The following is a 13,116-nucleotide window of genomic DNA, read 5'->3' on the forward strand; positions in this document are numbered from 1 at the left end:
GGCTGACGCGTGGCGGGGCCTAGCGTCAGCAACTACCGAAGAAAGGTGAATCTCATCAGTTACAACTCCCAAATCACCCGAACGACCCTGCCATGAACGCCGATCGTCTGGAAAAATTCCAGCCAGTGTAACTGTTGCGGACCCAGGTGGTCGGTTGGGGATTTGACCTCAACGAACTCGTAGTACCCTTGCTCGTTCCAGACCAGGAGGTCAGGAAAACCACGGGTATGTTCGCGAACGTTACGTGCCATCTCCAGCAGGATCAGGCGTAGCTGCTCGGTGTCCATTAGTTCAATCATCCGGTGTACCAACGTCAATAGCTCGTCCGACCAATCGACCAGTACGTTGGTGATTCCGTATTTAGCATTGAACATCCGGCCGGTATGGCGTCGCCAATCATCTTTGGTTTCAAGTTCGACAAGCCTTTTTCTGAGCAGTTCTTCCCGCTTATGGTAAAAATCGGGCAGGTAAAAGTCAGACGGTGCACGTTGCAGCGGATGGTGAATCGCCGATACGTTCGCATCGTAGATAATGTCCCAGAATACCAGTCCGAACAGCCCGCGCCAGGGATAATTTTCGGTAAATGCTGCGTCGTACCCCTGCTCCAGATAGTGATTCATAACCCCGGCTTCAACGTGATGGCGATAAGCTGCAGGAATGTTGAGGCTTTCGGCATCCGACAAAAAACGAGTGGTCGCTTTTCGCGATCGTTTTTTTGCCCCGGCACTTAGAATCTTCTCCCGAAAGTCACTGGCAAAGTACCGTTCCTCAGCGTTCAAGGGATTTACGGCAATCTCATCGCAGAGGGCGAGCGCTTCATCTACTGATCCGTTTTTATACAACAGCCGAACGCGCCGTTCGCGCGCGGGTACCCGGTCCGACAACTCGTAAACAGCCAGCGCTTGTTCGGGCAATTTCTGGCGTTCCAGATAAGCTCCGACCTTACAAACCAGCCGCTGGTAACCCGGAATGGCGATTTCGGTTAATTCGGGTCGGGTTTCGTTCCAGTTGAGAAACCAGTTATAAATGTCTTCGGCAGGTGTTTCAGCTTCTTTAAGCTCATAAAACTCCTCGTTCGTAAGCGAAATCAGGAGCTTGTCTTCGACTTCTTTACGGGACCGGAACCGAGCGGTTAGCTTGCTTTCATCGTAGCGCTCAAAGTTAACCATGCCCAGATCGCGTACGACGAATTCGGTCATGTTGCTACCCCGGTTGCCGAAGAAGAGGTATTTAATCATCATACCTTCGGCTTCAAAGTTCATCTTGACAACCGTTTCGCGGGTGGTCAGACTCGTCACCACTTCGGCAAAGTTCAACTCCTGCAACGCGTAGCGAACGACGCCTTCTTTCTTCTCTTTGTTCAAAGGACGAACCTCCTCGGGCTCCAGGGGCAACAACTCCAGAAGTTCGGGTTTTGTAAAGATGCCCAGCGCTTCTTCGCCCATAATTTCATGATGCGCCGAGAGTCGTTCGATAAATCCGGCCAGCAATAACTCGCCAACTGCGGCCGGAAGGTCGTTAATTTCGTTATACTGTAGCTTGTTGATGCGAAAGAAGAACCCTTTCCGGTTGCTGAACCGCACGTACAAGCACTGAGCGTCGAGGCTAAGCGCTTCGAACTGCCGGATGAACGTCCATTCAGCGTCGTTTAACAGGCTACCGTACAGGCGTTTGACAAAATCGAGCACGTAGCGGAAGTTGTCGAGGTAGTAGCGCGGGGTGAGTAAAGCCTTTTGACGTCCAATCATGGGTAAGGCGGAGTAAAACCGCAATATTGTACAACTTTTTGTTGATTTCTCTGCATAAATAGAACACCAAAATTGCCGTTTATGTCCCCAACCGATGTCCTGAACGAGTTAAGTAAACAAGGTATTCTACCGTTGGACCAACAGAACCGAATTGCTCAGACGGAGCAGCAGAAGCTGTTTTCGCTGCATTGGGAACTGCGTTCGACGTTATACATTGGTATCCTGTTGCTGAGTGGCGGGTTAGGGCTGCTGGTTTACGATAACTTCGATCAGATCGGTCATGGGGCGCTGCTGCTGGCTATGGCCGTAGGCTGCGGGGCCTGCTTTATCTTCGCCTGGCGCAACCGACCGGCCTGGACACCTGACCAGACAAGGAGTCGGTCGACTTTCGGCGATTACGCCCTGATTATGGCCTGCCTGTTGTTCCTGACGCTGGAAGGATACGCGCAGTACGCCTACAACGTATTTGGTACGCGCTATGGGCTGGTGACCCTACTGCCTGCGCTGCTTTTTTTACCACTAGCGTATCGGTTTGATCACCGGGGCATACTCGGTATGGCGTTGACGGCCCTGATTTCCTGGGTTGGCGTAACGGTTCGGCCGCTGGAACTGTACTTTAAAACGAATTTCTTCGACCAGCGAACCGTTCTCTCAGCCATTCTGCTCGCTTTTGTGCTGATCGGGGTGGGGCTTGGCTTAGAACAGCGCCGTATTAAAGCACACTTCACGTTCACTTATATATCCATTGCCGGAAACCTGTTGCTAGTGGCCTTACTGGGCGGTCTGTTCAACTTCGAAGAGTCGGTGGTATGGTTTGCGGTGGGGTTGGCGGGCGCCTGTTTCGCCCTCGATCGGTACGCCCGGCGCGAACGGAAAGCGAACCGGTCCAGCGAAGGGTCGTTTCTGTTTCTGCTGATGAGCGCAATATATGGCTACATCGGCGTTACGTACATATTTTTTCATTACCTGCACGCAGCCCAATGGGATGATGGTGCCTATTACTGGTATTTTATCCTGACGGGCATTGGCCTGGTCGCTTACTTGATGAGACAACTGCCCAAAGGAAACGCAGCCAATGAAAGCTTATAACGAACAAGGGATTTATAACCGGGCCGTGTTAGTCCAGGCCGAGCCGTGGCACCGGCAACAACTATTGACGGATGACCAAATGGCGGTTGTTCGCAAAACGTATCCCGTCGAATTTCGACGGACTAATGGTTTTATTGAGATTGGTCTCTTCCTGTTTACGACAGTAGCAATTCTGGGTACGTATCTGCTGCTGACAACCATTGTATCGAGTGGGCTCGACGACCGACATACGTATGGATTGTTCAATCTCATATTCGGATTGGCATTGGTCGTTGGTAACCATCTGATTATTAATCGCGGATCACTATACCGCAACGGTGTCGACAATGCGTTTGTGGTTACGCTCACTGGCTTTTTAGCCATGGGGTTCAACCAGTTTCTGCCTGCTACGTTACCCCTCTGGGCCAATTGTTTGTTTACACTGCCGTTGCTGCTCCTCATACTGTGGTACTATGGCGATACATTAATCGCGTTTCTGACTTTAGCCACGTTCTATACCTTTATTTTTGATAGCCTGCTGGACGTTACGTGGGGGAAAGATGTACTCCCATTTGTGATGATGGGTGTATCAGGAATCCTGTACGCCATTACCCGACAATCTGTCAATAGGTTCGTAGTTTCACCCTACTACGCCGATCCAGTGAACCTCATTCAGTGGATTGCCCTAATCGTGTTAGCTGCTGGTGGAAACTATTATGTAGTTCGGGAAATGAACGGAGTATTGTTGGGTTCAGGTTTGCCCGACGCACCTGAGATCAACCTGCCCTGGCTGTTCTGGTTGCTGACATTTCTAATCCCGACGATTTACCTCTGGCAAGGCTTTACGAAGAAGAACCGGATGCTGATCATTCTGGGTAGTATTGGAATCATGGCCGCCGTAGCGACAGTACACGAATATGTAGGCTGGCTCTCGCTCAATGTTTTTCTGGCCGTTTCCGGACTCGCTCTGATTGGTATAGCCGTAGCCGGTATTCGATTTTTTAGTCAGCCACGAAGCGGTTTTACGGATGCTCCTGATGACGACTCGCCCGACAGTTTTTTTGTCAATGCTGAAACAATAGGTGCCATTCAGGCCACGGCCGGAGCGCAACAAACACCGAAGGATAACCTACGCTTTGGCGGAGGCAACTTCGGCGGTGGCGGCAGCGAAGGGCAGTATTAATGTGTATAGATTTCGTTATATTTGTGTATAAACGAATTTGACTCTATGCGGACCAATATCGATATCGATGATCAACTGCTTCAGAGAGCTATGGCCTTAAGTCATCTGAAGACAAAGAAAGCTATAGTAGAGCTAGCTCTTCAAGAATACATAAATCGACAGGCTCGTCAGAACTTACTGTCTTTATTCGGGAAAGTTGAGTGGGATGGTGATTTGGAAAAGATGAGAACCGATTTAACCCCAAATGAATGGGATCAATGATCGTTGATACATCCATTTGGGTTGATGCGTTTCGGGGTGTGAAGAATACATACACTAGTACTATTGTAGAATACACCATTGCCGATCAACCCATTTATGTTACACCAACGATTTTGCAAGAAGTACTACAGGGTGTAAGGGACGACAATCGATACAGCCAGATCAAGGAAGGTATGCTAGCCCATACCATACTTACATTAGATCCTATCGAAGCGGCTATTGGCGCTGCTGAGTTGTATCGTTTCCTTCGCAAAAAAGGCGTAACAATCCGTAAGCCGAATGATTGTCTGATTGCTCACTACGCTATCTTCCATAACATACCGATTTTGCATAACGACGCTGATTTTGATCAGATCGCTCGTTTTACAGCACTGCGCCTGGTTACACCGTGAGTAGTAAAGGCAAACTTCACCAACCGCGTCTGCCGAAAAACTGCTAAGTTTGGCCTCGCAAACCAACGACCATACGCAGTCGCATGAAAACCGTAGATTCCTACAACTTCGCTGGTAAAAAAGCCCTCGTTCGGGTGGACTTCAACGTTCCGCTCGACAAAGAGTACAACATCACCGACGATACGCGCATTAAAGCCACCATTCCAACTGTCATGAAAATTGTCAATGACGGTGGCTCAGCTATTCTTATGTCGCACCTGGGTCGGCCAAAGGGGGGACCCGAAGAGAAATATTCGCTCAAACACATCATTCCGGCCTTGAAGGAAGCGTTCGGGCGGGAGGTGAAATTCGCTGACGACTGCATCGGCCAGTCAGCTACCGACTTAGCCGCGAGTCTGCAACCCGGCGAAATCCTGTTGCTCGAAAATCTTCGTTTTTACAAGGAAGAAGAAAAAGGAGACGTAGCGTTTGCCGAAAAGCTATCGAAACTTGGCGATGTATGGGTGAACGACGCCTTCGGTACAGCACACCGTGCGCACGCCAGTACGGCCGTTATGGGGCAGTTTTTTACGGACCGGGTAGCGGGTTACGTCATGCAGGCGGAGTTAGACAACGCCAAAAAAGTGCTTGACGACGCCGAACGGCCATTTACGGCTATTATGGGCGGTGCCAAAATCTCTGACAAAATTCTCATCATCGAGAAACTACTCGATAACGTCGATAACCTGATTATCGGCGGAGGTATGACGTATACGTTCACTAAGGCGCAGGGTGGTCAGATTGGTAAGTCGCTGCTCGAAGCGGATAAGCAGGATTTAGCGCTGGAGCTGTTGAAAAAAGCCGAAGAAAAAGGCGTAAAAATTTACATGCCCGTCGACAATGTCTGCGCGGACGATTTCTCGAATGACGCCAATCGCCAGACCGTAAACAAAGGTGAAATTCCTGACGGTTGGGAGGGCCTGGACATTGGTCCAGAGACCATCAAGCTGTTTACGGACGTAGTGTTACAGTCAAAAACGATTCTCTGGAACGGTCCGATGGGCGTATTTGAGTTCCCGAATTTTGCGACCGGAACGAACGCGATTGCGGAAGCCGTTGTGAAAGCTACTGAAGAAAACGGCGCTTTCTCGCTTATCGGCGGTGGGGATTCGGCTTCGGCTGTAAATCAGGCAGGCTACGGCAACCGTGTAAGCTACGTATCAACTGGTGGTGGTGCTCTGCTCGAATATATGGAAGGTAAAGTCCTCCCCGGCGTAGCCGCTCTTGACTAACTGAATTAGATAGTTATAAAGTTATAGCGTCATATAGTTGGAAAGTAGTTAGTTTGTTAACTCTACAACTATATGACGCTATAACTTTATAACTGACTCATAGCGGCTTTGGCTTTGTTGTCTACGCTGTTTTTATATTCGTGACGCTTAAAACTGAGTGCCTTCTGAAAAAACGACCGTGCTTTAAGGCGGTCGTTTTTTTGTTTGTAAATGTAGCCAAGTTGTAAAGCAGCTGTTGCCCCAAACGAAAGTTGTTCAGCTTCGCTTAACGCTAAAGCGCGACTTAGGTAAGGAATAGCTGCGTCAGCGTCGTTCCGGCGCTGGTAAATGCGCCCCATTCGGTAGTTGTATTCCGCTTTTTCAACGGTTAGCGAAAACCTACTTTCGGGGTAGGGGCGGAGGTACGCGAGTGCACTGTCCGTGAATCCGCCGTCGGAGGCTAGTCGGGCTCGCATCAGCACTTTTTGATTGGGTGATGTACTCTGTTTCAAATACGCTTCAGCAAATTTCTGGGCCGTCTTGTCCGATTCAACGGTTGTTCTTCCTGCGGATACAACTTTTTCTAAATAGAACCGTGATTTAGCGTCGGCTTCATTGGCTAACCAGTTACACAGGAATAATTTGCAATACGAGTCTTTTATGAAATTCTGTCCTTTATATACAGCCAGGAATTTTTGAAAATGTGCTGTGGCTGTACCGTACTGACCTTTTTGTATGTAAATGTCGCCGAGAATGTTTTCAATAATAGGCAAGGGCTGATATGTCGGATCAAGTGGACGCGTGGTCAGATAAGTAAGCGCCTGCTGACTATGCCCATTTTTCTGTTCAATGGTGGCACCGAAAAAATGGAGTAGTAGGTTATCCGGATGATCAGCGACTAACCGTTCTAACGATCGTCCGTCCGCGTCGGTGAAACTAAGCACGTAAGCCCGTACCATCAGATCGATCAGTCGTGCTTCCAGACCGAAGAGCGGATCTTGTTGAGCCCGTAATAACTCCTGCTGGCCTTGCCGAACGCTGCCGCGCAGACCAAGCAGATTTGCCACCCAGACATAATTCTCGGGTACTGAACCAATCATGATGTGCAGGGTGCCGAGCGATTTATAAGTGGGTAGAAAATCCGGGAATCGCTTCTGATTCTCTACCAAGAGTTTATAGGCCCGAATCACATCCCAACTGGCACTGATTTCCTTCCCAAATTTAAGTTTTGCAAAGGCCCAATGCAGCCGGACCTCCGCCATGAAAACCCGTTGCCACGGGGAGTTTGCGTCTAATTTCTTGAGTGCATCGAGCCGTTCGTCTTCCCGGTTGCTTAGCTTGGCGAAGGCCCGGTCATCATCGGACGTAACAAGCGACAGCATATCCACGTAATCATCCAGAAAAATACGAACGCCGTTGGCGGGTTCGGTTGTCAGGGTCTGACGGGCGGGTTGAACCTTTAGCTTCTGGAGGTCGGCATAAGCGCGTTGCAACCCCGGCGTCCAGGCAAAATCCTGCGCCAGCGCCAGTTGAGAAGTGAACAGAAGTAAGACAAAGCAACGTAGCATGAATCTCCAGACAGATTTTGCGCACTGATAAACGCATAAAAGGTCGCCTATTTGACGACCTTTTATAAAATGTATTTGTTCAAAAGCGCTGGCTTACCGGCCCCGGCCAACTGGAGCAGGTTCGGGGACGCCTTCAACATCGGCGAAAATCCGGCCGCAGTGTTCGCAGACAATAATTTTCTTTTTGTCTTTGATGTCGGCCTGACGCTGGGGAGGCACTACGTTGAAGCAGCCGCCACAAGCACCCCGTTTTACCATTACGACGGCTAAGCCATTGAGCGCATTGCTCCGGATCTTGTTGTACGAGTTCAGAAGGCGCGATTCGATAGTCGTAGCCTGTTCATCGCGCTGGTCGATGATCGCTTTTTCCTCCTCCTGGCTCTCCGCCGTGATCTGGTCAAGTTCCTGTTTCTTTGCCTTAAGATCTTCCTTACGCTCGTTCAGAGCGTTCTGCGTGGTTTTGATCTCTTCTTCTTTACCACGAACCCGGAATTGAGCTTCGTTGATCCGCTTATCCGCCAGTTCAATTTCAAGCGATTGCAATTCAATCTCTTTCGATATAGCGTCGAATTCGCGGTTATTACGAACGTTCATTTGCTGATCCTTGTACTTGGTAATCAGCTTTTCGGCGTCCTTCTTCGCCACGCGATTGCGTTCGATTTCTTCCTCAAGCGTCTTGATTTCGGCTTGAAACTTACCAATCCGCGTTTCGAAGCCGGCGATGTCGTCTTCCAGGTCGCGCACCTCTTCAGGCAGACCACCGCGAATTTTGATGAGTTCGTCTAATTGAGAATCAAGAGATTGCAGTTTCAGAAGAGCGTCTAATTTTTGCGCAATCGTTAGTTCCATTCGGAAGTTAGTTAATGTATAATAATGTATGGAGACCGCCTGATGCGGTTGAATGTATCTGAACAGATAAACAAGTTGATCGGCCTAAAAGCTCCTCAGAAATTGTATATTATTCACTATACATTGACTATTAAAAATACCGAACCGGATTTGTGTTCGTTTCAGACAAAATTACCGCAAAAGTAGTGAATTTTTTCGCCAAATACTGACTAATCAACTCTTTCGTAAAGACTTCACTTTCATAATGGCCAATATCGCAGATTCCAATACGTCCGTCTGCGTCGAAAAACTCGTGGTACTTATAATCGGCCGTCACAAAGACATCAGCTCCGGCCCGAATGGCATCGGGCAGCAAAAAACTACCAACTCCACCACAAACGGCCACGCGCTGTATGGGTCGATCGGGCAGGGGGGTATAGCGAATCAGATCCAGGTTCATGGCCTGCTTGAGGTGCGATAACCAGGCCTGACCGCCCAAAGGCTCCGGTAATTCACCTACGGCTCCTGAGCCAACTTCTTGGTTCTGATTAGTTAAAGTGGTCAGATAATAGGCTACTTCTTCATAGGGATGCGCTTGTCTGAGGGCGTTGAGCAACTGATCCTGCTGGTGAGTGGGTACGATCACCTCAAGGCGATTCTCGGGTTCTTCGTGGTACTCGCCTACCTCGCCCAGCGTAGGGTTGGCCCCCTCGCCAGCCTGATACGTACCGGTGCCCGCCACGCGGAAGCTGCAATTTTTGTAGTTACCGATCCGACCCGCTCCAGCCGCGTATAAAGCGTCAAGTACCTGTTGGGTATGGCTAACCGGCACGAACGTAACGAGCTTGCTGAGCACCTGCGATTTAGGTGCCAGGATCCGAACGTTATGGAGCCCAATTTTCGCAGCAATGGTAAAATTCACACCACCCGCTACGTTGTCGAGGTTGGTATGGGCGGCATACAGCGCTATGTCGTTTTTGATCGCTTTGATCACCGCCCGTTCTACGTAGTTCTTCCCAGTGAACTTCTTTAACCCTTTGAAGACAATAGGGTGGTGAGCCACCACAACGTTACAGCCTTTGGCAATGGCTTCGTCGATTACGGCTTCGGTAGCATCGAGCGTGACCAGAACGCCCGTGATGTCGGTTGAAGGATCGCCAACGAGTAAGCCAGCGTTATCGTAAGATTCCTGATACGTTAGGGGAGCCAGCGTTTCGAGATACGTAGTCAGTTCGCGGATTTGGGGCATATCCGGGTCAGATTTAATGCAAAAAGCCCCGCTAACTGCGAGGCTTTTTTTGTTGGCGGTCCGGACGGGGCTCGAACCCGCGACCCCCTGCGTGACAGGCAGGTATTCTAACCAACTGAACTACCGAACCATTTTTGATTTCCGGTCAACCGTTATTGTTTTCCTTGATCGTGGCACAAAAGTAGGCGGTTTTGGTGTTACACACAAGAGGCCCGCTAAAAAAAGTTTGTAATCTCCGTCTGATAGCGAAGCTTTTCTTTGGAAATCAACTGGTTTGAGAAGCAAAAATTTTTAGTCTCTGGGTCTATTTCCTGACACTATGCGGTTAGGTTTTGTGAATCATGAGCAGTACCTTTCCTCTTTAACGCCCTAAACTATGGTTACGTCGGAGTCATACGTTGAACTGGTGAACCGGGTTTATAGCCGGTCCCAACAGGATGGCTGCCGACCATACCCTGTTGCCTGTTATGAAATATTCATGCTTCGGCAGGCGCAGGAACGGGCGCAGCGGAAAGAAGCGAATCTGTTCCGCCAGCTTGGCGACATTTTCGATTGGAACTTGTCGCGCCGGCAACGGAACAACTACGTAAAAAAACTAAATGCCGGCTCTACACTTGTCCTGACCGACCTGGCCAAAACGATTCTATGGACCAGCCGCAGCTTTATGACAATGACGGGGTATTCGCACGTTGAAGCGGTGGGGCAAACGCCTGCTATGCTGCAAGGCCCAGCGACTGATCTGTCGACTGTAAGGCTGGTGCGGGATTCGCTCAGCCGGGCCGATTCGGTCAAGGCGGACCTGTTGAACTACCGCAAAAGCGGAGAGCCCTATATCTGCCGGGTACAAATTGACCCTCTCTACAACAACCAGGGCGAACTAACGCATTTTCTGGCGGTCGAAAACGAAGTTTTACTGTAAACGAAACTCCCGACTAGGAACGTACTACGTCGATTCCTGGTCGGGAGTTTGTCGTTATTCCTGCTTGCCTTCGTCAGTACTTAACTCATTCGCTTCGTCCGGCGTCATCTTCTCGGCATCATTGGCCTGGAGCGCCTGTAACGTCTCTTCGCGCGTAGCAAACGAACTGATGCCTGTATCGCCGGGGGTATCCGGGTTAGGGCGGTCGAGGTCAATTTCGCTAATTTGGGCGGGGGCATCGGCTTTTTCTTTCATAACGTATTGTGGTTTTGGTCTTCTCAACCAAACGGGACGACTGGCTAAATGTTTGCCACTTACACAGCTTTCGGAGATTTTAAAACCTTTGGCCGCAGATTTGCAGTTATACCTATACATGACACTGCTATGAAACGGTTTTTACGTGCCCTCCGCTGGGCATTTTTTTCGCTGCTTGTGCTGGCTATGGGAACGCTACTCGTAGCCTGGTTCGTTGATTCCCGGCAAACCGATGAAGAACTGGCCGAAGAGTTTAGTGGGCAGGCGATTCGTCCTGTGGTCCATTATTATCAGGTTGACGATCAGGATGGAAATAAGCGGACCATTCGGTTTATGGAAACCGAACCTAGCTCGAATACTCTGTCTACCGGCGATGAAAAGCCGGTCGTGTTGTTTGTCCATGGTGCGCCGAGTTCATTATCGTTCTTCAATGCGTTTTTTAAAGATACAATGCTGCTCAATCGGGCTCGGTTAGTAGCTGTCGATCGTCCAGGGTATGGGTATTCTGATTTCGGACGGGTCGAAACATCGGTCGTCCGGCAGGCAGAACTGCTTCAGCCGCTGATTAACCGTTACCGGAACGCACCGTATTTGATGGTTGTGGGCTCGTCGTATGGCGGGTCGGTGTCGGCCCGGCTGGCCATGAACAATCCGAGTCGGGTTAATCATGTTGTATTTGTCTCGTCGGCACTGGGGCCGGGATTAGAGCGAACGTATCCAATCAGTCACTGGGTTGACACGCCTTTGTTACGTTGGGGAATTCCGACGTTGTTACGTCTGGCGAACGATGAGAAGCTGGCGCACCGGGAAGCCCTGGAAGCTATTTTGCCAGACTGGCCAAAAATTCGGGCTAGTATTACTATGCTTCATGGGCAGCGTGACGAACTGGTGTATCCAACCAACGTATCGTTTGCGCAGGAACACCTGGTCAATGCCCGTGTAAAGCAGTTTCTGCTCCCCGAAAATCGGCACGATATCGTGTTCAATAAGCGGGAGTACATGACGGAGATCATCCTCGATATCTTGAACCGGCGAGACGTACAGGAGAATGGCCAAACGAAAGCAATGGCTGTGAAGTGATAGAGTTTAATCCCTGTTAAGCTACTAATTCAATTCGATTCTGCTCAGGGTCAAGAATTACGCTTTCGTAATAGCCATCACCCGTTCGGCGGGGTTCACCAACGACTGGGTATCCGTCTATTCGCAACCGCTCCGTTAGCGTATCCACAGCGGCTTCGCTGCCCACTGAAACCGCAAAATGAATCAGGCCCGTGAACTGGGTGAGAGCATCGTTCTGTGAATCGGGGATACCGGTCATTTGCATCAGTTCCAGCCGGGCGCCTTTTTGCGGGAACGTCAGAAAATACGAGGAAAAGCCCTTTTGGGCATTGACATATTTGTTGTTAGCCGTTGCTCCAAAGTATGTTTCGTAGAACGTACGCATCCGTTCCAGATCACGTACCCAAATCGCAAGATGTTCGATATACATGGCACAAAAATCGGTGCCTGGAGCGTGCATCGCTACGTCTGTATTAACAAGAACTACTACGGTATGCGCCGATTCCCGCTTACAGTACTAATGCGGGCATCCAGAATACGCTGTCGCCCAGCCAGCGGTAGCGCTCATGCTTGATGAAATAAGCCGGATAGCGCTGAATGCCGTACAGGGTCAGGCTCATTAGTCCCAGCATAATGGCTGACCGCTGCGCAAAACGATCTTCGGTAAAGAAACAAAGCGCAAACCCCGTTGCAACGATGGCAAACGTTAACCCGCGCAGCACAACATCGGCTCGTTCCTGCCCCCAGGCTACGGCCAGTGAAGGCTCAGTCCGCGTGGGGGCTTCCTGCTGTTCCATAACTGCAAACAGAAGCAGATTTTGAAAGGCGATTCCGGTAAACATCAGAAATTCGGCGATCTCGATACCCTGTATTGAAGGCCGTTGTACCCAAACACTGCCCCAGATACCCGCTGAATACAACGTAGCGACCAGGGGCTCTTTGAGCAGCAGAGCCGGATGGCGGGCCGGGAGCTTAAACACGGCCCCCACGTAGGCCGCACAAACACCACCCAGCAGGATGCCAAACTTGACTACGCTGCCCGGAAGGAAAAACACCAGAATTACAGCCAGCACACCAGCAACGGCTACAACTTGCCAGAGTAATGCCGCGTGCTGACGATGAAACGTGTGTCGAGCGGTACGTACTACGCCTTTCCGAATATCCAGCAGGCGATCGACCGTATAAATGATAAAGACAGCCAAGGCCAGCACGATGGGGGTAGCCCAGTGAATGGGCTCAACGTCTGATAAGCGCGCGGCCATCCGGTTCGACAGTACGGCACCCATCACGACAGGGAAACTCAAATAATAAGCGGTACGTAGTGGTGTAAGCAAAA

The 13,116-nt window shown here is 50.2% G+C and carries 14 protein-coding genes and 1 tRNA gene; 7 read left to right on the forward strand and 8 right to left on the reverse strand.

Going from position 1 to position 13,116, the window contains the following annotated elements; translation table 11 throughout:
• Positions 1–59: 59 nt before the first annotated feature.
• Positions 60–1,748 carry a VRR-NUC domain-containing protein gene (locus ACYVIY_RS28025; RefSeq protein ID WP_460979966.1) on the reverse strand — a complete coding sequence of 563 codons (1,689 nt, stop codon included), beginning with the start codon at positions 1,746–1,748 and terminating at the stop codon, positions 60–62.
• 81 nt (positions 1,749–1,829) lie between these two features.
• Here ACYVIY_RS28025 and ACYVIY_RS28030 point away from each other — a divergent pair, with 81 nt between their 5' ends.
• From ACYVIY_RS28030 to ACYVIY_RS28050, 5 genes are all read left to right on the forward strand, one after another.
• Positions 1,830–2,837 carry a DUF2157 domain-containing protein gene (locus ACYVIY_RS28030; protein ID WP_460979968.1) on the forward strand — a complete coding sequence of 336 codons (1,008 nt, stop codon included), beginning with the start codon at positions 1,830–1,832 and terminating at the stop codon, positions 2,835–2,837.
• Complete coding sequence (locus ACYVIY_RS28035; RefSeq protein ID WP_460979970.1) at positions 2,824–3,999, forward strand: hypothetical protein; 1,176 nt, start codon at positions 2,824–2,826, stop codon at positions 3,997–3,999. The genes ACYVIY_RS28030 and ACYVIY_RS28035 overlap by 14 nt, the downstream gene beginning before the upstream one ends.
• 45 nt (positions 4,000–4,044) lie before the next feature.
• A complete protein-coding gene (locus ACYVIY_RS28040; RefSeq protein ID WP_460979971.1) occupies positions 4,045–4,260 on the forward strand; it encodes a type II toxin-antitoxin system VapB family antitoxin in 216 nt (71 codons plus the stop codon).
• Positions 4,248–4,652 (forward strand): type II toxin-antitoxin system VapC family toxin, encoded by a 405-nt coding sequence (gene vapC, locus ACYVIY_RS28045; RefSeq protein WP_460979972.1) that lies wholly within the window; start codon positions 4,248–4,250, stop codon positions 4,650–4,652. The genes ACYVIY_RS28040 and vapC overlap by 13 nt, the downstream gene beginning before the upstream one ends.
• Positions 4,653–4,735: 83 nt before the next feature.
• Positions 4,736–5,923 (forward strand): phosphoglycerate kinase, encoded by a 1,188-nt coding sequence (locus ACYVIY_RS28050; protein ID WP_460979973.1) that lies wholly within the window; start codon positions 4,736–4,738, stop codon positions 5,921–5,923.
• Between the two features lie 86 nt (positions 5,924–6,009).
• Here the strand turns inward: ACYVIY_RS28050 and ACYVIY_RS28055 are convergent, their stop codons facing one another.
• From ACYVIY_RS28055 to ACYVIY_RS28070, 4 genes are all read right to left on the reverse strand, one after another.
• Positions 6,010–7,470: a tetratricopeptide repeat protein gene (locus ACYVIY_RS28055; RefSeq protein WP_460979974.1), complete on the reverse strand. Its 1,461-nt coding sequence runs from the start codon at positions 7,468–7,470 to the stop codon at positions 6,010–6,012.
• Positions 7,471–7,563: 93 nt separating this feature from the next.
• Complete coding sequence (locus ACYVIY_RS28060; RefSeq protein ID WP_460979976.1) at positions 7,564–8,319, reverse strand: zinc ribbon domain-containing protein; 756 nt, start codon at positions 8,317–8,319, stop codon at positions 7,564–7,566.
• Positions 8,320–8,449: 130 nt separating this feature from the next.
• Positions 8,450–9,547 carry a Nif3-like dinuclear metal center hexameric protein gene (locus ACYVIY_RS28065; RefSeq protein WP_460979977.1) on the reverse strand — a complete coding sequence of 366 codons (1,098 nt, stop codon included), beginning with the start codon at positions 9,545–9,547 and terminating at the stop codon, positions 8,450–8,452.
• Between the two features lie 53 nt (positions 9,548–9,600).
• A tRNA-Asp gene (locus ACYVIY_RS28070) sits at positions 9,601–9,677 on the reverse strand.
• A gap of 246 nt (positions 9,678–9,923) precedes the next feature.
• Between ACYVIY_RS28070 and ACYVIY_RS28075 the strand changes: the two genes are divergently transcribed.
• The gene (locus ACYVIY_RS28075) at positions 9,924–10,466 is read left to right on the forward strand and encodes a PAS domain-containing protein (protein ID WP_460979978.1); all 543 of its coding nucleotides are present in this window, start codon (positions 9,924–9,926) and stop codon (positions 10,464–10,466) included.
• Between the two features lie 54 nt (positions 10,467–10,520).
• On the opposite strand, the gene ACYVIY_RS28080 is transcribed toward ACYVIY_RS28075, so the two are convergent.
• Entirely contained in the window at positions 10,521–10,721 is a 201-nt protein-coding gene (locus tag ACYVIY_RS28080) for a hypothetical protein (protein WP_460979979.1), read from the reverse strand.
• 129 nt (positions 10,722–10,850) lie between these two features.
• On the opposite strand from ACYVIY_RS28080, the gene ACYVIY_RS28085 reads away from it, so the two are divergent.
• Positions 10,851–11,801 (forward strand): alpha/beta fold hydrolase, encoded by a 951-nt coding sequence (locus ACYVIY_RS28085; protein WP_460979980.1) that lies wholly within the window; start codon positions 10,851–10,853, stop codon positions 11,799–11,801.
• Positions 11,802–11,817: 16 nt separating this feature from the next.
• Here the strand turns inward: ACYVIY_RS28085 and ACYVIY_RS28090 are convergent, their stop codons facing one another.
• Positions 11,818–12,210, reverse strand: a complete 393-nt coding sequence (locus tag ACYVIY_RS28090) for a VOC family protein (RefSeq protein WP_460979981.1) — start codon at positions 12,208–12,210, stop codon at positions 11,818–11,820.
• A 79-nt stretch (positions 12,211–12,289) separates the two neighbouring features.
• Positions 12,290–13,084: a hypothetical protein gene (locus ACYVIY_RS28095; RefSeq protein ID WP_460979983.1), complete on the reverse strand. Its 795-nt coding sequence runs from the start codon at positions 13,082–13,084 to the stop codon at positions 12,290–12,292.
• Positions 13,085–13,116: the final 32 nt, after the last annotated feature.

Source organism: Spirosoma knui (genome assembly GCF_054780635.1).

What these genes read in the sequence shown, in the direction of transcription:
- ACYVIY_RS28025 (WP_460979966.1), bottom strand. Translation starts at nt 1,748, where the DNA reads ATGATTGGACGTCAAAAGGCTTTACTCACCCCGCGCTACTACCTCGAC.
- ACYVIY_RS28055 (WP_460979974.1), bottom strand. Translation starts at nt 7,470, where the DNA reads ATGCTACGTTGCTTTGTCTTACTTCTGTTCACTTCTCAACTGGCGCTG.
- ACYVIY_RS28060 (WP_460979976.1), bottom strand. Translation starts at nt 8,319, where the DNA reads ATGGAACTAACGATTGCGCAAAAATTAGACGCTCTTCTGAAACTGCAA.
- ACYVIY_RS28040 (WP_460979971.1), top strand. Translation starts at nt 4,045, where the DNA reads ATGCGGACCAATATCGATATCGATGATCAACTGCTTCAGAGAGCTATG.
- ACYVIY_RS28065 (WP_460979977.1), bottom strand. Translation starts at nt 9,547, where the DNA reads ATGCCCCAAATCCGCGAACTGACTACGTATCTCGAAACGCTGGCTCCC.
- ACYVIY_RS28090 (WP_460979981.1), bottom strand. Translation starts at nt 12,210, where the DNA reads ATGTATATCGAACATCTTGCGATTTGGGTACGTGATCTGGAACGGATG.
- ACYVIY_RS28080 (WP_460979979.1), bottom strand. Translation starts at nt 10,721, where the DNA reads ATGAAAGAAAAAGCCGATGCCCCCGCCCAAATTAGCGAAATTGACCTC.
- ACYVIY_RS28075 (WP_460979978.1), top strand. Translation starts at nt 9,924, where the DNA reads ATGGTTACGTCGGAGTCATACGTTGAACTGGTGAACCGGGTTTATAGC.
- ACYVIY_RS28035 (WP_460979970.1), top strand. Translation starts at nt 2,824, where the DNA reads ATGAAAGCTTATAACGAACAAGGGATTTATAACCGGGCCGTGTTAGTC.
- ACYVIY_RS28050 (WP_460979973.1), top strand. Translation starts at nt 4,736, where the DNA reads ATGAAAACCGTAGATTCCTACAACTTCGCTGGTAAAAAAGCCCTCGTT.
- ACYVIY_RS28030 (WP_460979968.1), top strand. Translation starts at nt 1,830, where the DNA reads ATGTCCCCAACCGATGTCCTGAACGAGTTAAGTAAACAAGGTATTCTA.
- vapC (WP_460979972.1), top strand. Translation starts at nt 4,248, where the DNA reads ATGGGATCAATGATCGTTGATACATCCATTTGGGTTGATGCGTTTCGG.
- ACYVIY_RS28085 (WP_460979980.1), top strand. Translation starts at nt 10,851, where the DNA reads ATGAAACGGTTTTTACGTGCCCTCCGCTGGGCATTTTTTTCGCTGCTT.